The 21,378-nt window shown below is 54.9% G+C and carries 20 protein-coding genes; 8 read left to right on the plus strand and 12 right to left on the minus strand.

Annotated elements, in window-relative coordinates:
* Positions 1–36 precede the first annotated feature (36 nt).
* From ACO6VX_RS14360 to ACO6VX_RS14370, 3 genes are all read right to left on the minus strand, one after another.
* Positions 37–837, minus strand: a complete 801-nt coding sequence (locus ACO6VX_RS14360; RefSeq protein ID WP_422431622.1) for an MBL fold metallo-hydrolase — start codon at positions 835–837, stop codon at positions 37–39.
* Positions 838–914: 77 nt separating this feature from the next.
* Complete coding sequence (locus ACO6VX_RS14365) at positions 915–2,030, minus strand: metallophosphoesterase (protein WP_422431624.1); 1,116 nt, start codon at positions 2,028–2,030, stop codon at positions 915–917.
* Positions 2,031–2,267: 237 nt separating this feature from the next.
* Complete coding sequence (locus tag ACO6VX_RS14370; protein ID WP_422431626.1) at positions 2,268–4,595, minus strand: FdhF/YdeP family oxidoreductase; 2,328 nt, start codon at positions 4,593–4,595, stop codon at positions 2,268–2,270.
* A 267-nt stretch (positions 4,596–4,862) separates the two neighbouring features.
* Between ACO6VX_RS14370 and ACO6VX_RS14375 the strand changes: the two genes are divergently transcribed.
* Positions 4,863–5,393, plus strand: a complete 531-nt coding sequence (locus ACO6VX_RS14375; protein ID WP_242462820.1) for a cyclophilin-like fold protein — start codon at positions 4,863–4,865, stop codon at positions 5,391–5,393.
* A gap of 173 nt (positions 5,394–5,566) precedes the next feature.
* On the opposite strand, the gene yajD is transcribed toward ACO6VX_RS14375, so the two are convergent.
* Together yajD and ACO6VX_RS14385 are read right to left on the minus strand one after the other, a co-directional pair.
* Complete coding sequence (gene yajD, locus ACO6VX_RS14380; RefSeq protein ID WP_003850685.1) at positions 5,567–5,914, minus strand: HNH nuclease YajD; 348 nt, start codon at positions 5,912–5,914, stop codon at positions 5,567–5,569.
* Between the two features lie 334 nt (positions 5,915–6,248).
* Positions 6,249–6,416: a hypothetical protein gene (locus ACO6VX_RS14385; protein ID WP_009093121.1), complete on the minus strand. Its 168-nt coding sequence runs from the start codon at positions 6,414–6,416 to the stop codon at positions 6,249–6,251.
* Positions 6,417–6,706: 290 nt separating this feature from the next.
* On the opposite strand from ACO6VX_RS14385, the gene ACO6VX_RS14390 reads away from it, so the two are divergent.
* The gene (locus ACO6VX_RS14390) at positions 6,707–9,811 is read left to right on the plus strand and encodes an efflux RND transporter permease subunit (protein ID WP_129063443.1); all 3,105 of its coding nucleotides are present in this window, start codon (positions 6,707–6,709) and stop codon (positions 9,809–9,811) included.
* A gap of 59 nt (positions 9,812–9,870) precedes the next feature.
* Here the strand turns inward: ACO6VX_RS14390 and ACO6VX_RS14395 are convergent, their stop codons facing one another.
* Positions 9,871–10,896, minus strand: a complete 1,026-nt coding sequence (locus ACO6VX_RS14395; RefSeq protein WP_422431630.1) for an alpha/beta hydrolase — start codon at positions 10,894–10,896, stop codon at positions 9,871–9,873.
* A gap of 68 nt (positions 10,897–10,964) precedes the next feature.
* Entirely contained in the window at positions 10,965–12,089 is a 1,125-nt protein-coding gene (locus tag ACO6VX_RS14400) for an MFS transporter (RefSeq protein ID WP_010257016.1), read from the minus strand.
* A gap of 202 nt (positions 12,090–12,291) precedes the next feature.
* Here ACO6VX_RS14400 and ACO6VX_RS14405 point away from each other — a divergent pair, with 202 nt between their 5' ends.
* Positions 12,292–13,188, plus strand: a complete 897-nt coding sequence (locus tag ACO6VX_RS14405) for a LysR family transcriptional regulator (RefSeq protein WP_010257019.1) — start codon at positions 12,292–12,294, stop codon at positions 13,186–13,188.
* A 63-nt stretch (positions 13,189–13,251) separates the two neighbouring features.
* Here the strand turns inward: ACO6VX_RS14405 and ACO6VX_RS14410 are convergent, their stop codons facing one another.
* Complete coding sequence (locus ACO6VX_RS14410) at positions 13,252–13,428, minus strand: general stress protein (protein ID WP_010257023.1); 177 nt, start codon at positions 13,426–13,428, stop codon at positions 13,252–13,254.
* A 124-nt stretch (positions 13,429–13,552) separates the two neighbouring features.
* Between ACO6VX_RS14410 and ACO6VX_RS14415 the strand changes: the two genes are divergently transcribed.
* Positions 13,553–13,738: a hypothetical protein gene (locus tag ACO6VX_RS14415; protein WP_045139850.1), complete on the plus strand. Its 186-nt coding sequence runs from the start codon at positions 13,553–13,555 to the stop codon at positions 13,736–13,738.
* Positions 13,739–13,782: 44 nt separating this feature from the next.
* Here the strand turns inward: ACO6VX_RS14415 and ACO6VX_RS14420 are convergent, their stop codons facing one another.
* Positions 13,783–14,070 (minus strand): type II toxin-antitoxin system RelE family toxin, encoded by a 288-nt coding sequence (locus tag ACO6VX_RS14420; RefSeq protein ID WP_422431633.1) that lies wholly within the window; start codon positions 14,068–14,070, stop codon positions 13,783–13,785.
* A complete protein-coding gene (locus tag ACO6VX_RS14425) occupies positions 14,070–14,309 on the minus strand; it encodes a type II toxin-antitoxin system RelB/DinJ family antitoxin (protein WP_422431635.1) in 240 nt (79 codons plus the stop codon). The genes ACO6VX_RS14420 and ACO6VX_RS14425 overlap by 1 nt, the downstream gene beginning before the upstream one ends.
* 359 nt (positions 14,310–14,668) lie before the next feature.
* Here ACO6VX_RS14425 and ACO6VX_RS14430 point away from each other — a divergent pair, with 359 nt between their 5' ends.
* Both ACO6VX_RS14430 and ahr read left to right on the plus strand, forming a co-directional pair.
* Entirely contained in the window at positions 14,669–16,642 is a 1,974-nt protein-coding gene (locus tag ACO6VX_RS14430; RefSeq protein WP_266094443.1) for a methyl-accepting chemotaxis protein, read from the plus strand.
* 104 nt (positions 16,643–16,746) lie between these two features.
* On the plus strand, positions 16,747–17,763 hold the full coding sequence (gene ahr, locus ACO6VX_RS14435; protein ID WP_010257039.1) for an NADPH-dependent aldehyde reductase Ahr: 1,017 nt from the start codon (positions 16,747–16,749) through the stop codon (positions 17,761–17,763).
* A gap of 49 nt (positions 17,764–17,812) precedes the next feature.
* Here the strand turns inward: ahr and ACO6VX_RS14440 are convergent, their stop codons facing one another.
* A complete protein-coding gene (locus ACO6VX_RS14440) occupies positions 17,813–18,481 on the minus strand; it encodes a DUF2268 domain-containing putative Zn-dependent protease (RefSeq protein WP_031292291.1) in 669 nt (222 codons plus the stop codon).
* A gap of 350 nt (positions 18,482–18,831) precedes the next feature.
* Between ACO6VX_RS14440 and ACO6VX_RS14445 the strand changes: the two genes are divergently transcribed.
* Both ACO6VX_RS14445 and ACO6VX_RS14450 read left to right on the plus strand, forming a co-directional pair.
* Positions 18,832–19,611 (plus strand): MBL fold metallo-hydrolase, encoded by a 780-nt coding sequence (locus ACO6VX_RS14445; protein WP_010257042.1) that lies wholly within the window; start codon positions 18,832–18,834, stop codon positions 19,609–19,611.
* A gap of 74 nt (positions 19,612–19,685) precedes the next feature.
* Entirely contained in the window at positions 19,686–20,678 is a 993-nt protein-coding gene (locus tag ACO6VX_RS14450; protein ID WP_010257045.1) for a GlxA family transcriptional regulator, read from the plus strand.
* Positions 20,679–20,769: 91 nt separating this feature from the next.
* On the opposite strand, the gene ACO6VX_RS14455 is transcribed toward ACO6VX_RS14450, so the two are convergent.
* Positions 20,770–21,171, minus strand: coding sequence for an H-NS family nucleoid-associated regulatory protein (locus ACO6VX_RS14455; RefSeq protein ID WP_010257048.1), 402 nt, complete (start codon positions 21,169–21,171; stop codon positions 20,770–20,772).
* Positions 21,172–21,378: the final 207 nt, after the last annotated feature.

Raw genomic sequence — 21,378 nt, forward strand, 5'->3', positions numbered from 1 at the left:
GTGGGCGGCTGTTCTCTTCTCAGCGTTTATAGCCTGCTAGGCCTGATGATCCTGCAGACAGGCCAGATACTTCTCTCCCGACCGCATCACCTTCTCTTTTGCCTGCTGATGGATATCCTGCCCTTCAAACGCGCCATACAGTTGCCCGAATGTGACGCCGGAGAGCCGATGCAGTATGTCGCTTACCGTAGCGGCTGACAGCGGCAGCATATTCGGGTAGCTCCACATAAACGACACGCCATGCGCACCCGGCGTGACCTGGATAATATCACCCGCCAGAATCACCCCTTCTCCTTCGTCCCAGTGCAGCACGCTGCCGCCGGGAAAATGGCCGCCCAGCCGTAACAGCGTCACAGAGGGCATCAGCGTCAGCGACTCGCCCTGCCATAACTGGATATGCGGACTCTTCCGCACAATCCATTGGCGATCGCGGGCGTGCAGATGAATGGGCGCATTAAACGCTTCAGCCCACTCCTGCATGGTGGTGTAGTAATGCGGATGTGAAATCGCGATAGCATCAATGCCGCCCAGCGCCGCGATCAGCGTATAGGTGGCATCATCAAGGTTGGCAATGCAGTCCCACAGCACGTTGCCGTGCGGAGTGCGCAGCAGAAAAGCGCGCTGGTTGATGGCAAACTCAGGCACGGTTTTAAGACTTAACAGCGCATCGCTATGGGCCGTCCACTTATTGGCGTGACTGGCGCGCAGTTCATCAAACGCGATCCAGCGCTGACCAGCGGCCGGAACGTACTGGCGCTCATCATCACAGATTTTACAATGTTGATGAGTGGAATTAGCGGGATAAGCCGTTCCGCAGGCGGTACATAACATCGTCATGGTGATCTCCTTTGTCTCACTCAATCTTATGCACACCTGCGAAAACCGCACTTTCCTGAGGCTATTTCTTCACGCGACTACGGCTGGCGGCGAAGGGTAATCCGGGTGAGTTCTGAGGGACGACCCAGCCTCACCGCCATGCCTGGCCAGAGTGCCGTGCCGTTATTCACATAGAGCTGCATTCCGCCGACCTGATAAAGCCCGGAAACAAACCCGGCGTTAGGTTTAGCAAACAACCTGTCCAGCCCGATAATCAGTCCGCCATGCGTATGTCCTGAGAGCTGCACATCCACGCCCTGCGCTGCGTTCTGGCGTGCATTGCGTGGCTGGTGATCCAGCAGGATTACCGGCGCGTTTTCAGGTGCCTGTTCCAGCGCGTGGGCCAGATCCGGGCCGACCGCGTTTCTGCCGGGTGCGGAGGCGTCCGGCAGGCCGGCAATCACCAGCTTTGCAGTTCCGCGCTGGATAACGGTATGGCTGTTGAGCAGAGGTTGCAGACCCAGTGAGGCCAGATGCGCCGTCCAGATTGCCTGATGGAAGAAATATTCGTGGTTGCCGGTAATAGCCCATACGCCGTCAGGCGCTGCCAGCCCGTGCAGCGGCGCAACGTCCTGTCGTCGATGCGCCAGACTGCCATCGATCACATCGCCCGTGACCACAATCAGATCGGCTTTGAGAGACATTGCCCTTTCAACCATTGCGGCGGTCCAGGCCGCATTAAACAACCGGGTAATATGCAGGTCGGTCAGCTGCAGCAGCTGATAGCCATCGAACTCAGCGGGCAGGTTGGGCAGCGCAAGGGTCACCTCTTTGACTGGCGGCACGCGTATCGCCTGCTGAACGCCAAAGGCAGCCAGTCCCATCGCCAGCACAACGGCCAGATAGCGAACACCGGGAACCAGCTCCAGCGGATGACGCAACAGCAGGGCAATCAGCATAACCGCATCCATCAGCATCTGAAGCAGCGCCAGCAGCAGCACGGTGCTGTACGCCCAGTTAAACAGAATGATGATGATGCGGGGCATTTCAGCGGAGAAGATCCCGCCCGAGGTAAAACGGCTCACCAGAAGATATTGTGACGCCAGCAGCACCAGAGCGGAGAGCAGGATCTTTACGACAAGTGGCAGGGACAAAGGAATAATGACGCGCGCAATTACATACCAGCTGGGTAAGCTGAAAATCAGGTGAAACATGGCATTTTTCCGGTAGGGCGCTGAACATCTGCGCAGGCAAAAAAGAGTCGATCGTTTATAGAGCCGTTTTCAGGACTGTAGTGTATATGATGTTACCGTCAGGCTTGCTTCACGTCGGGTGCTTTACAGGCGGTAAAGCAGGCAGAGAGGATCGATAAAACTTCAGGGCGCAACAATGAAAACAGCGTGACCGGAGCACCGGCCACGCTGGCAACATTCACGTATTGAGACGCCTGACTAGCGTAAAACGCCTGAGGTCGTCCGGGTCTCTTCAGTTACACGAGTCATGGATATCGGAATGCTTTTATAGGCGGGAATGCCGCTTTTGGTATCGTGGCTGTCAAGCGGAACCATCACATTGGCCTCCGGGTAGTAAGCGCCGACCGAACCTGGGGCCATATCAATAATCACGATGGTCAGGTTTTTCATCTGGCGCGAAGTGGGATTGCCATCCGGGTCCAGCGCCATCAGATCGACACGGTCACCGACCCGTAACTGTCGCTTCTCCGCCTCTTCTGCATTGATAAACAGCACATCGCGGCGGCCTGTCACGCCACGATAGCGGTCATTCAGCCCGTAAAGCGTGGTGTTGTACTGATCGTGACTGCGCAGGGTAGTGAGCACCAGATCATGGCACTTCAGCGAGCGGGGATCTTCATTGATGCCCTGCATCACTTTAAACTGCGCACGGCCAGATGGTGTGAGCCAGACCCGTTCTGATGCGGCGTTATAGAGCCGGAATCCACCCGGATGCTTAATCCTCTCATTAAAGTTTTCAAACGCCGGGAACACCGCTTCAATGGAATCGCGGATGCGGCTGTAATCGGCTGCCATGGCCGACCAGTCAACCACGCTGTCCGGCAGCGTTGCCTTCGCCAGTGAGGCGACCAGCGCCGGTTCAGACTTCAGATGGGGTGAGGCGGGATCCAGCGAACCGCGTGAGGCATGCACCATCGACATCGAATCTTCCACGGTGACGCTCTGCGCGCCGGTTGCCTGAACATCGGTCTCTGTTCGGCCCAGCACCGGCAGCAGATAATTATGTTTACCCAGTAACAGGTGCGAGCGGTTCAGTTTGGTCGCCATATGTACCACCAGATCAAGATTGCGCATCGCCGGGAACGTGACCTGTGGATCGGAAATCGCTTCCGCCAGGTTGCCGCCCAGACACAGCAACGCTTTGGCTTTGCCGTCGCGCATCGCCTTTATTGCCTCAATGGCGCCGTGACCATGCTTCTGCGGCGGGCGGAAACCAAACACCCTCTCTATGCCATCCAGCAGCGACTGCGGCGGGATCTCTGTGATGCCCACTGTGCGATCGCCCTGCACATTGGAGTGACCGCGTAACGGACAAATACCTGCACCCGGCTTGCCGATATTGCCGCGCATCAGCAGCAGGTTAGCGATTTGCTGCACGTTCTGAGTGCCGTACTGGTGCTGGGTAATTCCCATGCCATAACAGATGATGGTACGTTCAGCGCTGGCGTAGAGCCGGGCGATATGCTGGATTTCCTCACGCGCCATGCCCGAGACTTTCAGGATATGCTCCCAGTCTGTGCTTTCCAGGTCGGCTTTCAGGGCGTCAAAGCCTTCAGTGTGCTCAGTAATAAATGCTTCATCAATGACGCCGGGTTCGCCTTTGCTCAGCGCCTCCTCGTGCATAGTGAGCAGGATCTTCATCACCCCTTTCAACATCGCTGCGTCACCGCCCACCCTGACCTTGTAGTAGGTCGATGCCAGCTCAGTGGAGCTCATTGACAGCATCTCAATCGGGCTCTGCGGCGAAGTAAAGCGCTCCAGGCCACGTTCACGCAGCGGGTTGATCGCCACAATAGTGGCACCGCGTTTCGACACTTCCCGCAGCGTGCCCAGCATGCGCGGATGGTTGGTACCTGGATTGTGACCGATACAAAGCACCAGGTCGCAGTGATCAAAATCTTCCAGCTCTACCGTCCCTTTGCCGACGCCAATTGACTCCGGCAGCCCGACACTGGTCGGTTCATGGCACATATTTGAGCAGTCGGGGAAGTTATTGGTGCCATATTCGCGGGCGAAAAGTTGCCACAGAAACGCCGCTTCATTGGAGGCGCGTCCCGAGGTATAAAACTCTACGCTGTCCGGATCGTCGTAGCTGCGCAGATGCTCTCCAATTTCCCGGAACGCCGTCTCCCATTCGATGGGCTGATAGGTATCCGTAGCGGCATCATACTTCATCGGATGGGTCAGGCGGCCTTCGCCCTCCAGATGCAGTGCGCTGCGCTCCCACAGTTCAGTCACGGTATGAGCGGCGAAAAATTCCGGTGTGGTGCGCTTACTGGTCGCTTCCCAGGAGACGGCTTTTGCGCCGTTTTCGCAGAACTCAAAAGATGAGGCATGTTGCGGGTCCGGCCAGGCGCAGCCCGGACAGTCAAAGCCCTGTGGCTGGTTGACTTTAAACAGGGCGATCACATCCTGCTTCACAGACATCTGGCCGCGGATAGCATCGGCAACCGCCTTCAATGCGCCCCAGCCTCCGGCGGCACCCCCATAAGGAGCGATGCCATTTGTGCGATTTTGCTCTTTCATAATGCTCCACATTGTCTCTGTTGTTATTTGTTAAGCCTGGTACAGAAATAGTTGCAACAACGTGGAAACCGGCTGTTATTCAGGGAAAATATTTCTCAAAATGTTTCGACTGCCCGAAACGTAAGCCGCAAATCAGTTCAGCACATCAGATGAAGCGCAGCGCATCCGGGCTGTTGCAGAATAAGCGGCGCGCGAGTTCCGCCGACAGGGTGATGGTGCAGCGAAAGGGTGAAGGATAAATCTTTACCATCAGATAACGGCGGGTAAGTGAGCCAGTTTATTCAGGGCTGGACGGCGATCGCAGTAACGCACTCCATGTCTGAACAGATGCGCCATAATCCGGAGAGCAACCTTATGAAAAGAGCCTTACTTTTGCTGGTTTTACTTTCCACCTATAGTCTGATGCCCGTTAAAGCCAGTGGCCCGGTTCGGGCAGGAGAGCTGCGTCCCATGAAGATTATTATGACGATCAACCATCAGTCGTATGAGATTGCGCTGGCTGATAACGCCACCGCGAAAGCATTTGTACAGCAACTCCCGCTGACCATGACGATGGAGGAGCTGAACGGCAATGAGAAGTTTGCAGACCTGCCTGCTGCTCTTAATAGCGATCCGCATAAACCCGGCACGATCCAGCAGGGCGATGTGATGCTGTATGGCAATAAGACGCTGGTTCTTTTTTACGAGACATTCCAGAGCTCCTATAGCTACACGCCAATAGGAAAGGTGCTGTCGACAGATAGCCTCAAAAAGCGTGTCGGTGAGGGGGGGATTGACGTACGGTTCTCCCGGCCATAACTGATATCAAAATCTGAAATAACCGGCTGGTAAAAGATTCATATCGCGCTGAGTCTGGCCAGGGTGGCATCTGGCACGACGGACTACACTGCGTTCTGGCCGCGGCCAGACATTGTGATTCTCTTCGGCAAGCGAGACTGTCAGGCAGGTCGGCCAGCCTGACAGTTCAGTCATTACTTCTTCTTATTCAGCATCGACTTCAGGTCAGCAAAGGGATTGTAGGTAGCCTCGCCGACATCTTTTTGTGCGTCCTCGCCAGCCACTACACGGGTGCCATACTGGTCAGCCTCGGTGTACTTTGAGTGTTCGTGGTCATGACAATAGAGACACAACAACTCCCAGTTACTGCCATCTTCCGGGTTGTTGGTGTGGTCGTGATCGATATGGTGAACCGTCAGTTCGCGCAGGTTTGAATAAACAAACTCGCGTGAGCAGCGTCCACACACCCACGGATAGATTTTAAGTGCTTTCTCACGGTAGCCGCTTTCCAGCCGCGTGTAGTTTTTAGGGATCAAAGCCATTGCCGGGATAACCTGTTATGCAGAGAAAATTTCACGATAGTGATGCCAATATATCCCATAACGGAACAGAAGAAGAAATCATCGTGTTCCGAGGGACGGGAGGCTTTAAAATCCAGAGGGTTAGCTGAAAATCCGCGTAGCCGCCTTATATGATTTTTCCAGCACGTCTCGCAATCCTGAATAACTGCCGGGCCTGTGAGAAGGCACAAAATCCTGTCGCTGTGATGAAAACTCAAAAATGATATATCTCTAAGCTCCCGCTCACGCTAACCCAATTAATCAGCAGGATAGCACCCAAAACATCCCTGTTTACCGCTTTGCTTAAAAAATGACATCAAATGTAATGCATGACACCATAAACGGCCCAGAAAATGGCGTTAGCACCCAGATAAGTCCAGCATCCCCAGTAGGCTATGGGTTCACGACGGGTGCGGAGTTTAGGCAGGAAGGCCAGTAAATAGAGGGCAGAGGCGATAAGCGAAACGAAGTAGAAAAATTTCATGGTTTTCTCCTGATCAATATCCTTTATTTGAGAATAGTCAGGGCTCACCATTTTGCTTAATGCATCAGCAGATTCGTTATGGATCGGCTTTCTCTTTGATGCCCACATCGGATGTCAGCACAGTTAAATCCGCGATAAATCGAAAATGCAGCGTCACGGTACGATCAGCCAGCCTTAAGAAAAGATCACGTCAGGATGTTCAGCCTGAGGTTACACCCTATAATCAACGCTGTTTGTTAGCCTGCAGGAATGCAGGTTTTGCACCCGCCCAAAAGGAAGAGATCCCGCTGATGTTTTCTCGTTTTTTTATTTATCGTCCCGTTTTCGCATGGGTTGTTGCCATTTTAATCATGCTGCTTGGCGCGCTCTCCATTACCCTGTTGCCGGTTGAACAATATCCCGATGTTGCGCCGCCTTCGGTGAATATCAGCGCAACGTACACCGGTGCTTCTGCAGAGACGCTGGAGAACAGCGTCACGCAGGTGATCGAGCAGCAGCTTACCGGGCTGGATAATCTGCTCTATTTTACCTCCAGCAGCAGTTCACAGGGGAATGTGTCGGTTACCGTCACCTTCAGTCAGGGCACCGATCCGGACACGGCTCAGGTGCAGGTGCAGAACAAGGTGCAGCAGGCGCTCTCCCGTCTGCCCAGCGAAGTGCAGCAGCTTGGTGTTACCGTGACCAAATCGCAGTCAAACTTCCTGCTGGTGATGGGGTTGTATGACACCACGGGCAAAAGCAACAGCACGGATATCGGTGACTGGCTGGTCAGTAATATGCAGGAGCCGCTGGCCAGGACCGAAGGCGTCGGTGACATCCAGGTGTTCGGCGGTCAGTACGCGATGCGCATCTGGCTCGATCCTTTCAAACTAAACTCCTTTGCGTTGCAGCCCTCCGATGTGTCGGCGGCGATACGCTCGCAGAACATTCAGGTTTCAGCCGGTAAAATCGGCGGCCTGCCATCGCCTGATAATCAGCAGCTCACCGCCACGGTCAGAGCGCAGTCGCGACTGCAGACGCCGAATCAGTTCCGAAACATCATCGTTAAAAGTGACAAAAGCGGTGCCATCGTACGCGTGGGTGATGTGGCGCGGGTGGAGCTGGGCGGCGAATCCTATGACATGACCACCCGACTCAACGGGCATCCTGCGGCGGGTGTCGGTGTGATGCTGGCGCCGGGCGCGAATGCGCTGGCCACCGCGACGCTGGTGAAAAACAAAGTTGAAGAGTATCGCCACTCAATGCCGGAAGGTTATGAGGTGGCTTATGCGCTCGACAGCACTGACTTCATCAAAATCTCCGTTGAGGATGTGGTGATCACCCTGATCGAAGCGATTGCGCTGGTGGTAGTGGTGATGTACCTGTTCCTGCAGAATATCCGTGCGACGCTGATCCCGGCGCTGGCGGTGCCGGTGGTACTGCTCGGAACCTTTGGCGTACTGGCGCTGTGCGGCTACACCATCAATACCCTGACGCTGTTTGCTATGGTGCTGGCCATCGGGCTGCTGGTGGATGATGCCATCGTGGTCGTCGAAAACGTCGAACGCATTATGCATGACGAAGGTCTGCCGGCGCGTGAGGCAACGGAAAAGTCGATGAAAGAGATCTCCGGCGCGCTGGTGGCTATCGCGCTGGTGCTCTCCGCAGTATTTCTGCCTATGGCCTTTTTCGCCGGGTCGACCGGTGTGATTTACCGGCAGTTCTCCATCACCATCATCGCCGCCATGACCTTCTCCGTGGTGGTGGCACTGACCCTGACGCCTGCACTGTGTGGCATGTTGCTGCGGCCGACCTCACCCCATCGTAAAGGCTTCTTTGGCGGTTTTAACCGCTTTTATGCCGCCACCGAGCGCCAGTATCGTCACAAAGTGGTGAGCACTCTGCGCCGTCCGCTGATCATGGTATCGCTTTATGCGGCAATGGGCGTTGTGCTGTTTGTAATGTTTACCCGCTTGCCGGGCAGCTTCCTTCCGACTGAAGATCAGGGCAGCATCATGCTTCAGGCAACATTGCCAGCGGGTGCCACGGCCAGCCGCACTGAGGCAGTCAATCAGCAGATTGTTGACTGGTTCCTGACTGAAGAGAAACAGAATATTGATGTGGTCTTCACCATCAACGGTTTTAACTTCAGCGGTGCTGCGCAGAATGCCGGTATGGCGTTTATCAAGCTTAAGAACTGGGATCAGCGACCGGGTAGTGAAAACTCTGCCGAAGCGATTGCCGGGCGCGCCACCTACGCGCTGGCGTCGATTCGGGACGCGCAGATCTTTGCGCTGACGCCGCCGTCGGTGCCGGGTCTGGGACAGAACAACGGCTTTACCTATGAGCTGCTGGCCAGCGGTGGCACCACGCGTGAGCAACTGGGCAACCTGCGCGATCAGCTGCTACAAAGCGCAGCGCAAAGTCCGGAACTGCTCGGCGTGCGGGCCAATATCCTGCCGCAAACGCCGCAGTTGCAGGTCGATATTGATACCAGCAAAGCGGTGGCACTGGGACTGCAGCTGGATGACGTTACCGATACGCTGACCAGCGCCTGGGGCGGTGCCTATATCAATGACTTCATCGACCGGGGTCGGGTAAAGCGGGTCTATGTGCAGGGCGACGGTCAGTATCGCTCATCACCTTCGGATCTGGATAAATGGTACATCCGTAACAGTGAAGGCACCATGACGCCTTTCTCGGCGTTTGCCTCGACCCGATGGACCATGGGACCCGAAAGCCTTAACCGCTACAACGGCTCTGCCTCCTACGAAATACAGGGGCAGAACGCCGAAGGGTTCAGCTCCGGCGATGCTATGAACACCATTGAGCGACTGGCCAATGAACTCCCGGCAGGGACCACAGGGGCATGGAGCGGTCTTTCGCTGCAGGAGAAGCAGGCGGGCGGGCAGTCAACCACGCTGTATGCGATCTCGATTCTGGTGGTTTTCCTCTGTCTTGCTGCGCTGTATGAGAGCTGGTCGGTGCCTTTCTCCGTGCTGTTAGCGGTGCCGCTCGGCGTGCTGGGTACCGTGCTGGCGGTGGCACTGCGCGGATTAAGCAACGATATCTACTTCCAGGTGGCGTTGCTGACCACGGTCGGACTCACCTCCAAAAACGCGATACTGATCATCGAATTTGCGGAGGATGCGGTTCGTCGGGGAAGTTCGCTGAGTGCGGCTGCGTTGCAGGCAGCGCGAACCCGTCTGCGGCCGATTATGATGACGTCGCTGGCCTTTATCGCCGGGGTGATCCCGCTGGCGGTGGCGACGGGCGCCGGTGCTAACAGCCGCATCGCCATCGGTACCGGTATCATCGGCGGTACGCTGGCAGGTACGGTACTGGCGCTGTTCTTTGTTCCGCTCTTCTTTGTGCTGGTGAAGCACTACCTGACCCGCCATCGCAAAGGCCAATAACGCAGAAAGCCCGTCTGCAGGCGGCTGCAGACGGGCTGGGATCAATGATTAGCGGAAGATTACAAATGCTGTTTAAAGAAGGCGGTCAGCTTCGCAAACGGGATCAGGTCAGTGCGGTCATAAAGGTCCACATGGCCTGCATCAGGCACGATATAGAGCTCTTTGGGCTGTGCCGCACGCTGGAACGCATCTTCGCTGAACTCGCGTGAATGCGCTTTATCACCCGTGATGAAGAGCATCGGGCGCGGTGAGATGGTCTCAATGTCATTAAACGGATAGAAGTTCATGAATTTCACGTTGCTGGTGAGCGTCGGGTGCGTGGTGAGCGCAGCTGAACTGTTTTTCGGTGTGAACTCACCGCGAGGCGTCCGGTAAAAATCATAGAACTCTTTGGCTATCGGAGGCGAATCAGCATCGATTTTATGTGGTGTACCACTGGTGTACTCAGTTTTACCCCCGGTGAACTCTACATAGCGTTGCTGTGCCGCCGCTTCAATGATTTGCTTACGCTGCGCCAGTGTCTGGCTTTTATTCAGCGCATTACGGTTGGCTGACCCCATGTCATACATGCTGACGGTAGCAATGGCTTTCATGCGGGGATCAATCTTCGCTGCGCTGATGACAAAACTGCCACTGCCACAGATGCCCAGCACACCAATCCTGTCGCGATCGACAAATTCGCGGGTACCCAGGTAATCCACGGCGGCGCTGAAGTCTTCGGCATAGATATCCGGAGAGACAGCGTTGCGCGGCTGGCCTTCACTTTCGCCCCAGAAAGAAAGATCAATTGCCAGGGTAACAAATCCCTGCTCAGCCATTTTCTGCGCATAGAGGCTGGCGCTCTGCTCTTTGACTGCGCCCATCGGATGACCTACCACAATCGCCGGAAGGCGCGCCGTTTTACCGGCCTCTTTTGGTCTGTACAGCATGCCGGTCACACCCATCTGATACTGGTTTTTAAAGGTGACTTTCTCGCGGGTGACTTTCTCGCTTTGATAAAAGTTATCGGCGCCGCGTGACATATCGGCAGCGCTGGCCGCAAGTGAACTGATCAACAGTCCAAACATCAGGGTTAATGCTCTCATAAGAAGATCCTTATCGGGGTTGACGACATGAGGGCAACGGGTTGCCCGGTTAAACAACACATCTGCTATCAGGCAGCGCTTTCCTTACGGGCGGTGATCATCGCCAGTCCGGCGGCAGTGACCAGTAATGTGGCGCTGATGGCAAAGGTGGTCTGCCAGCCTGCATGGTCAAAGGCCAGGCCACCCAGCGTCGACCCCAAAGCAATCGACAGCTGTACGATGGCCACCATTAATCCGCCACCGGTCTCGGCATTATCCGGAAAGGTTCTGGCGATCCAGGCCCACCATCCGGTTGGTGCCGCTGTTGCCACCAGTCCCCAGATGCCAAGCAGTGGCGCCACCAGCAACAGGTGATGACCGAACACCATGAGCAGCAGCGCAACCAGCGCCATAATCAACGGGATGATCATCAGGGTCAGATAGAATCCGCGCTGCAAAACAGCACTGATAATCAGCGTGCCGATAAAGCCGGCGACACCAATGGTCAGCAGCACCAGCGACAGCGCAGAAACGTCAACCTGCGTCACGGTTTCCAGAAACGGACGGAGATAGGTAAACAGGGTGAACTGGCCCATAAAGAGCAGGCCGCAGGCGGTCATACCCACCGTAACCAGCGGCGAACGCAGCAGCTGCAGAATTTTTCCGCTGCGCTGCCGGGCCGAGTTGACCGGCATCGATGGCAGCGTGAACGTTTGCCAGATCAGGGCGATCAAGGCTACCGGCACCAGGCTGAAAAAAGCCCCGCGCCAGCCAATGACAGCACCGAGATAGCTGCCCAGCGGTGCAGCGATAACCGTCGCCAGCGCATTGCCGCCGTTGAAAATGGCCAGCGCGCGCGGCACCTGCCCGGAGGGGACCAGCCGGATAGCGACCGCCGCTGACATCGACCAGAAACCGCCAATCACCACGCCAATCAATGCCCGGCCAGTCATGTAAGTCAGATAGTTGGGTGCCATCGCCACCATCAATCCGGATAGTGCCATTACCAGCGTGAGCGCCAGCAACAGAATTTTGCGGTCGAGGTTCCCTGCGATGCGGGTTATTGAGAGGCTGGTGATCACTGCCAGTGCGCCGGAGATAGCGATGCCCTGTCCGACCAGACCTTCGCTGACCGCCAGATCTTGTGATAACGGCGATAACAGGCTGACCGGCATGAATTCAGAGGCGATAAGCGCGAATACACACAGCGTCATTGCCCATACACCACCCCAGTGCGCTTCTTTATGCCGGGGGGAACAGTCAGTTGTTTCCGTGGAAGTCATGTTGTGTCCTGTTTCATTGTTTGCGGTGCTGATGAACTCAGGAAATTTTACTGTTTCGCTTTATATTGACTAGCTAATGAATCCTTAATGGGGTTATAACCAGAACTTATAAATCTATCGGCGGGAGTGCAGTATGAAGCGCAACATGAATGACCTGCAGGCTTTTATTACCGTGGCGCGTGAGGGCAGCTTTACCCGCGCGGCAGCGCTGCTGGGCGTGACGCAGCCCGCGTTAAGTCAGACCATTACCGCGCTGGAAAACCGGATGGAGATTCGGCTGCTTACCCGCACGACCCGTAACGTCTCACCGACCGCGGCGGGTGAACGGTTAATCCAGGCGATTGGCAACCGATTCGATGAAATTGAGGCGGAACTGGATATGCTGACCGCGATGCGGGACAAGCCAGCCGGCACGGTACGGATCACCTGCGGGCCGCATATTCTGAGCTCACTCCTGATGCCAAAGCTGACGCCATTGCTGGCGGCTTATCCTGATATCCGGCTTGAGTTCGATGCTAATCATGGCTTACGCAATATCGTGGCCGATCGATTTGATGCAGGGGTCAGGATGGGAGACACCATTGATAAAGACATGGTGGCGATGCCGATAAGCCCGCCATTACGGATGGCTGCGGTGGCCACGCCCGACTACTTTCGTCGTCATGCTGCGCCGCAGGTTCCGCAGGATCTGCTGCATCACAACTGCATTAATATGCGGCAGGCGACAGCGGGTGGGTTGTACGTCTGGGAATTTGACGGTGAAGAGGGGCCGTTAAATGTACGGGTGGATGGACAGCTGACGTTCAACACTTCGGCACACATTGCAGAAGCGGCTCTCGCCGGGCTGGGGATCGCTTTCCTGCCTGAGCAGGAAGTCGCTGAAGGGCTGGAGCAGGGCACCTTGATCCGCGTGCTGGAGCGCTGGTGCGAGCCGTTTCCCGGCTATTACCTCTACTATCCCAGCCGCAAGCAACATTCACCCGCTTTTACCCTGGTCAGAGAGGCATTAAGGCTAAAAGAGGGGGCATGATGAACCTTATTGGAATAGATGCCATTCCATGGCGTAATACGTCCTAAAGCGCTTTATTCAGAATTACTTAGAAGGACGGCGACTAATTTTGCCTCCTTTCCGACCGGCTTCCCTGGCTTTTTCAGGATCGTTTTTGAAATTGCCCCCACTGGCCTTGCCTCCTGCACTGCCAGCTTCACTCGCCCGTTCTGGATCGTTGGCAAAATTGCCGGCACCACCTCTGTATTTCTGTTGTGTCATAGGAAGACCTCATATCAATGTTCCATTAGATAAAAAGGACTAGCTAGTCACACCTGCAAGCATAGTCGCCCGCTTCGTTTATGCAAATGCACAGAATTAAAGTATTGATAAGACTGATTTTAATTTGTCGCAGGGTGATAGCTGGCAGCAGCTGGATGAGAAAATCACGTTCGCCACGCAGGATGAACAGCAGGAAGCGAGGGGATCAATAGGCTACGGTTCCGGCGACACGCTCCCAGACTTACGTGACCTGCCTGCCGAAGCTCGGGAGCGCTGCGAACAGCACTGGAACCAGCAGAGTGACAGATAAACAGAAATAGCGCCGCTTTGTTTGTTAGCGGTGAAGTCTCCTGTTTAAGAGAGACGCCTGGAAGCGGCAGAATAAACCTCTGAGCGCTCTCTTTTCCCGACAGCCACCACAAAAACCACCACCCGGTCATCAATAACCTGGTATACAAGTCGATAACCGGATGACTTTAGCTTGATCTTATAGCAGTCAGGCATCCCGCTGAGTTTGTTCGCCTCAATTCTGGGTGACTCAAGACACTCAGCCAGCTTCTTTTTAAGCTGTTCACGTACTGTCGGGCCCAGCTTGCGCCACTCTTTCAGTGCCATCTGATCGAACTCCAGTTGCCAGGTCATTAAAGGTCATCCAGTGTGACCCGGACAGGCTCAGGGTTTCGCAGGCGTTCTTTAACTATGTCTACTAACGCCGCATCTTCGTCACTGAGTAACGTTTGCTTAAAGGGAAGACGTTCATTATCTGCAATATATTTAAGCATCAGGCGCAGCGCTTCAGAAGGAGTCACACCCATTTTTTCGAGCGCAGCATAGGATCGTGTCTTCAGGTCATCATCGATTCGAATGTTAATTGTGCCCATAGCGAGTTCCTTTGTATTTACACTTGACATTACAATTGTCGCACTGATGAGTCTGTATCGCAAACAGTAAACATCAGTCACCCGCACAGCCTTATATCTTCCCGATAAAATCACGCTAAAGCTTATTTTATGCTACGAAAATATAACATCTTCATCCATTAAACCAACTGCAGCAATCGTTAAAGGTTTTCCCGCTACTGGCGATAACCAACAGGCGTTGAGCGCGCCGATCATTGATGAACCCGGCACTCCGCGACGAGTTCTGAACGCGAACGGACCTGCTTTTAGCCCTCCTTTTATACACACCAGAAAGCGCTAATTTAAGCGCAAATTACTCAAATAAAAGCGAAAATAATAATATGTCGATCATTAAGACGATCAAAAGACACCTGCCTGTTGCCCGTCTTAGGCGTAGCAGTCAGCCTGCCAATGGCACCTACGATTGTCGTGCGTTGCCAGATTCACTGGCCTCCGTGGGTTTAAGCTCGCGGGCGGGCGGCATCCTGATGACCTTCGTTCCGCCTGAAGCCGATTTTCAGCGGGTCAGTAAGGCCTGGCAGCGATTCAATTCCGCCGACCTGACGGTGTTGACGCTCTCTTCCAACGGCGCGCTGAGCAGCAGCAGATCGCAAAGCACCTACTGTGATGGCAATGGCCCGGAGGGAAGCTACCTCTGGCTGCCGGACACACTGATCGCACGCCATGAGACGCATATTGTTGATCTGCATGTCGCCGACACGCAGACTGCCAGCCAGCGCATCACCGCCATCCAGCAGGAGCTGGCGCGCTTGCAGGTGCGGATGCCGCTCTCGGCCGATCGTACTTTCGCCATGATTTACTGCGACGGATTATCGGCATCCGAAGGCTTTCTGATGCAGGCCTGGTATAACAGCGGGCGCTTTCCCTGCCTGGCGATTGGCGGTTCGGCGGGAGGCAAAATCACCTTTGATGGCACCTGGATTGGTACAGGTGGCAAGGTGTTGCAGGGCAAGGCTGTGATTGTGTTCTGCCAGATGGCGCCAGGAAAATCATTTGCTCCTTTTAAAAGCCAGAACTTTACGCCACGCGATCAGAGCTGGCTGATTGCTGAAGCCGATCCGGTTGCGCGTACTGTAACGTCAGTATTTAACCGCCAGGGGCAGCAGCAATCGTTTGTTGCGGCGCTGTGTGAACATCTCAACTGCAACGAAGCGCAACTGAGCGAACGGCTAAAGGGACTCACTTTTGGCGTTAAAGTTGGCGGCGAGTACTTTATTCGCTCGATCGCCAAAATTGAATCGGGCGGCGTACACTTTTTCTGCGATCTTGAGTTTGGCGATCGACTGTTCCTGATGGAAGAGAAAGACTTTAAACAGACGACGCAGCAGGAGTGGCAGGCTTTTACCGCTCAGCATGGCAAACCCGCGGCGATCCTGATGAACGACTGTATCCTGCGCCGTGTCGGTAATGCCGATAAGCTGCATAATGCCCATTTCTTCAAAGGCATTGCCGCCGCCGGTTTTTCCAGCTTCGGCGAAATCCTGGGTGTGCCCATCAATCAGACGCTCTCCGCGCTGGTGTTCTTTAATCATGACGTCAAAGCGATGAGCCAGTTCCCGGTAGAGTACGCCGGCTACGCGGCACACTACGCGCAGCGAGCGTTGCGCCGCTGGGAAGCGCTGAACAGCATCCAGACGCGGGTGCTGGATCGGGTTATCACTTATCAGCAGGCGCTGACGCCGCTGATGGAGGCGCTGCCGGTGCTGGAAACAGCCACTCAGAGCCAGGGAGAAACCCTGAGCCTGGCAGAGAGCAGTATCCGTAACATCAGTAACATCGCCACCGAGAGTCAGCAGGCGCAGGGCCGGCTGGATGATGGTCTGGACGATCTGGAGAAAATTTCCAACGGCATCAATGAGATTACGCATGGCATCAGCAATATTGCTTTCCAGACCAACATCCTGGCGCTGAATGCCGCAGTAGAAGCGGCTCGTGCAGGCGAGGCTGGGCGGGGATTTGCTGTGGTCGCGGGCGAAGTTCGTCGTCTGGCGCACTCCTCAAAAGAGCAGGCTGAAGCTACGGCCAGTAACATCGGTGAGGCAGTCAGCACCATCTCACGTATCCGGCTGGTGGCCAGTGATTCGGCGCAGACCGCCGCCCAGATGGCAGAGCGCAGTATCAGTGCAGCCGATACGCTGGCGGCCATGAATCAACAGACGCGACATGAGCGCGCTGACATTGCGAAGCATCTCGGCAGCCTGCGTGAACTGACGCAGGGGATGGATGCAATGCAGGAGGCCGTCGCGCAGCTCAAGGTGTTACAAACTCTTTCCGGTGCGCAGGTTAAGGCCTGATTTATCAGCATAAAAGACAAAAAAGTGCGGTGTAAGCGTAACGACCAGGCAGGGCGGGCTTTCAGTTGTTACACTTGTCGGTGATTAACCACGCAGAGGTATGAATGAAAATTAAAAGTTATGCAGCCATGCAGGCTGGCCAGGCCCTTGAACTCTATGAGTACGATGCCGCCGAACTGGCAGCCGAAGAAGTCGAAGTCCAGGTCGAATATTGTGGCGTCTGCCACTCAGATCTGTCGATGATCGACAACGAGTGGGGCATCTCTCAGTTCCCGGTGATTGCAGGACATGAAGTGATTGGCCGGGTTTCTGCCCTGGGCGAAGCGGCTAAGAACAAAGGTCTTTCAGTCGGCCAGCGTGTAGGAATCGGCTGGACAGCAAAAAGCTGTCAGCACTGCGATGCCTGTATTAACGGCGAGCAGGTTAACTGTCAGCAGGGCAGCATCCCGACCATCATGAACAAAGGTGGTTTTGCCGAGAAGCTGCGTGCTGACTGGCAATGGGTTATTCCGCTGCCAGAAAAACTGGATGTGGCGAGCGCCGGTCCGCTGCTGTGTGGCGGTATCACCGTGTTTAAACCGCTGCTGATGAGCAACATCACGGCAACCAGCCGTGTGGGTGTGATTGGTATCGGCGGACTGGGCCATATCGCAATCAAGATCCTGCACGCGATGGGTGCCGAAGTGGTGGCATTCAGCTCAACGCCAGATAAGAAGCAGTCGATCCTGGATATGGGCGCGGATGAAGTGGTTAACAGCCGTGATCCAGAAGCTCTGAAAAAGCAGGCAGGCCGTTTTGACCTGATCCTGAGTACTGTGGCGGTCGACCTGGACTGGAAACCTTATTTCGCTGCGCTGGCACCTCAGGGTAAATTCCACACCGTGGGTGCCGTAATGAAGCCGATTGAAGTGAGTGCTTTCGATCTGATCCTGGGCGACAAAGCGGTGACCGGTTCATCAACCGGCTCACCAGGCCAGCTGCGTTCGCTGCTGCGACTCGCCTCGCGTGCGGATATTGCGCCACAGGTTGAGTTCTTCCCGATGTCTGACATCAATAAAGCGCTGGATCACGTTCGCGCCGGTAAAGCCAATTACCGTGTGGTTCTGAAAGCCGATTTCTGATGCGAATCTGAAATGACATGCCGCAGCCTGCTGCGGCATTTTTTTATCCTCAATTTGTCAGCAGTCCCTTAGCCAGCCCCGCGGCAATCACCTCATCGGCTGTCACGCTGAACCATTTCTCTGTAGCACATTCCGCGTTATCACGGCGCCATGCGGCAACCATCTGGTAGCCCAGCGTATAGCCATACCATCGGCGAAAGTCACCCGTGCCGAAGAACCAGGCAGAATGATCATAATGAGGACTTTGCAGCGTGGTCAGCGGCACTGGATTAGCCTGCAACTCGCTTAGCTCTATGGCTTGCTCCCAGGGCTCTGCTGCCGTTTTAAGCAGCCAGCAGACGAACTGACCCGCCAGACCTTCGCTGACCAGCGCTTCACCCAGCGTCCAGCCATATCCCGGCCCGCGCATTCGCAAACAGTGATGGACTTCATGCACGATATGCCGCACCAGCGTGCCATTTTCCAGCATCCCGGGCAGATTCGGATTTGCCGGGTCAATGGCCAGGCCGAACAGGGTGGGCCCGTAAGCCCGGCCTGCAAAACCGGTTTCAGGTATTACTGCCTCCGGCATGCACTGAACCAGAATATCCAGACGAGGGACACGTGTCACGGAGGAGAGGTGCTCGCAGGCGAGCTCAGCGGCCCTGACTATTGACGATTTATAGGGCCCAACATCACCCGATGCCTCAAGCCAGTGCAATTTCCATAAGTCGTTCACAGACTCTCCTGTCAAAGGTTGATAATCAGAACACAGGTCCGGGACGCGCCAGAGCTACTAATACCTTAACCGGCAATGCTTTAAACAGACACCGGAAGAAAGCGTTATCGTTGTCGGTAAAGAGTTAAAAGCAACTTCCGGAACGCCTGCCTTTCCTGAACATTCAGGGCTGTCTCGTCGCGACGCCAGCACCGATAGATACCCTGCCACAAGAAAATAGTGCAGTTTGGCCCGATTCCATCGAACACTGTCCTTTGAGCCTGTTACGCGCAGGTAAACAGTGCCGTAAATTAACCTGATGGTAGCCAGTAAGCCTGGCTGATTTCACTGAGACTGTTTACGGAGCCAAAATGAAGCTGACCCAGATTCGTAATGCCACCCTGCTACTGGACTATGCAGGCAAAAAATTCCTGATCGACCCGATGCTGGCCGAAAAAGAGGCCTGGCCCGGGTTTGCCGGAAATGCCCGTCCGCATCTTAGAAATCCGATGGTTGAGCTGCCTGTCCCGGTCGCTGCACTGCTGGCAGTCGATGCGGTGATTATTACTCACACGCATATGGATCACTGGGATGAGGCTGCGCAGCAGCTAGTGCCGAAGACGATGATGATCTACAGCCAGGATGAAACGGATGCAGCGCTGATTCGTTCGCAGGGGTTTGAAAATGTTCGCGTGCTGCAGGATGAGAATCCGTTTGTTGATGGCCTGACGATTTATAAAACCGACGGTCAGCACGGCAGCAATGCGTTATATGCCGACAAAGTGATGGGCGATATTCTGGGTGACGCCTGTGGCCTGGTCTTTACCCATCCGGCAGAAAAAACCCTCTATATAGCTGGCGATACCGTATGGGTCAAACCCTATGTCAGAGCGCTGCAACGTTTTCAGCCGCAGGTGGTGGTAATGAATATCGGCAATGCAACCAACGATCTCTATGGCCCGATTATCATGGGAAAAGAGGATACCCAGCGCACGCTGAATATCCTGCCTGACGCAACGCTGGTTGCCTCACACATGGAGGCGATCAACCACTGTTTGCTGACGCGCGCAGAGCTGCGAGCCTGGACTACCGAACAGGGTATTGCTGACCAGGTGCTGATCCCGGAAGATGGTGACACAATGACGTTCTGAGCGTCGTGGCACTAACCCGGCACAATTGTGCTGTGAGGTCTCAACACTACGCTGCCACACAATAAGGGGAGAGGATGGCTGTTCTGAAAGTCGCGGTGCTGGCAACGGCCGGTTTTAGTCCGTTTCATTTTTCAGTTCCCTGTATTCTGTTCGGCTCAGCCCTGCCGCAGCCGGATCTGTTTCATGTTGATATCTGCGCACTGAAACCAGGCCCGGTCATCTCAGAGATGGGGTTGTCAATTACGGTGGAACAGGGTCTTGACCCGCTTGATCAGGCGGACATTATTATCGTGCCCTACTGGCATAATCCGGCTGAAAAACCTGCGCAGGCGCTGCTTGATAAGCTAGTGGCAGCCTGGCAGCGCGGCGCAGAGATCGTTGGACTATGTCTGGGCACTTACGTACTGGCTTATGCAGGTTTGCTCGATAAGCATCGTGCTGCCACTCACTGGGAATTTGAGCGTGACTTCAGCGAGCGCTTTCCGCAGGTTCACCTCGACAGTAATGCTCTTTATACCCGAGACGATCGTCTGATCACCTCTGCCGGCACCGCGGCGGGCATCGACTGCTGTCTGGATATCATCCGTCACCACTATGGCAGCGCCATGGCTAATCGGGTAGCCAGACGCATGGTGGTGCCGCCTTACCGTGAAGGCGGTCAGGCGCAGTTCATTGAGCGACCGGTTCCAGAAACAACGCGTGACAGTAAGATCAACGCGTTGCTGGCGTCCCTGCGACAGAATCTGGATCAGCCACAGGATCTTGACTCACTTTCGCGGACGCTTGGCATGAGCAGGCGAACGCTGACGCGTCATTTTCACAAGGCGACAGGCATGTCCCTGGGAGAGTGGCTGACAGCAGAGCGTCTGCAACGCAGCCAGCTATTACTCGAAACCACCGGCATCAGCATTGAATGTGTGGCAGAAGAGGCGGGTTTTGATTCGCCCGTGTCATTTCGTCAGCGTTTTAAATCCCGGTTTGGCGTCTCTCCCAGTGAGTGGCGCCGGACATTTCGGGGGCCGCATCCGGTGATGAGTGATGAGACATTACGACAGGACGATGAGTGACCAGGCCCGGATGAATTTCTGCGCCTGTGACTTTGCCTGCCGGAATATTCCCGCGTAATGACGGTCACTATTCCGGCAGAAATAAATGCGACTACAGCAGGAAATCATCCAGCGACTGGCCGTTTTCAATGGCCGCCTTAATTACGGAGGGCGTTCGGCCCTGACCCGTCCAGTAACGAACCTGACCATTTTCGTCATTGTAACGGTATTTCGCCGGACGCTTTGCGCGTTTCTTTTTGCCGGTTACCGAGGGGGATGCGCTATTCACCAGCTCCGCCGGGTTAATCCCTTCTTCCATTAACAGCTCCTGGTAGAACGCCAGTTTTTCTGCTTTCTCACGGGCTTCCGCTGCCCGCGCGTTTTCCTCTTCACGACGTTCATTTACCACGGTCTCTAATTTCTGGCGTAACTCTTCCAGCATATCTAAAGCCATATTGCGCGCCTCTGCACGAAGCGTGCGGATATTGTTCAGGCTGCTCAGGTTCTTACTCATAACAAATCCTCAAATACTCAACTTAATCAATGAAGTGCAAATTATTCAGCTGGCAAGGGTAACATTTACCCACGTGATATTTGAAGCGCTAGTGTAGCCTTATTCGCTATTAATCCTCTATTAAGGGTGCTAGTTGAACCAATAAAGAAGAAATTTTAAGCGAAATCTGCTGGTTAATTGCGGATTATCATTGTTGAAACAGGATTG

This window comes from Pantoea sp. BJFS-204 (assembly GCF_049310725.1).
Lineage (GTDB): Bacteria > Pseudomonadota > Gammaproteobacteria > Enterobacterales > Enterobacteriaceae > Pantoea > Pantoea agglomerans.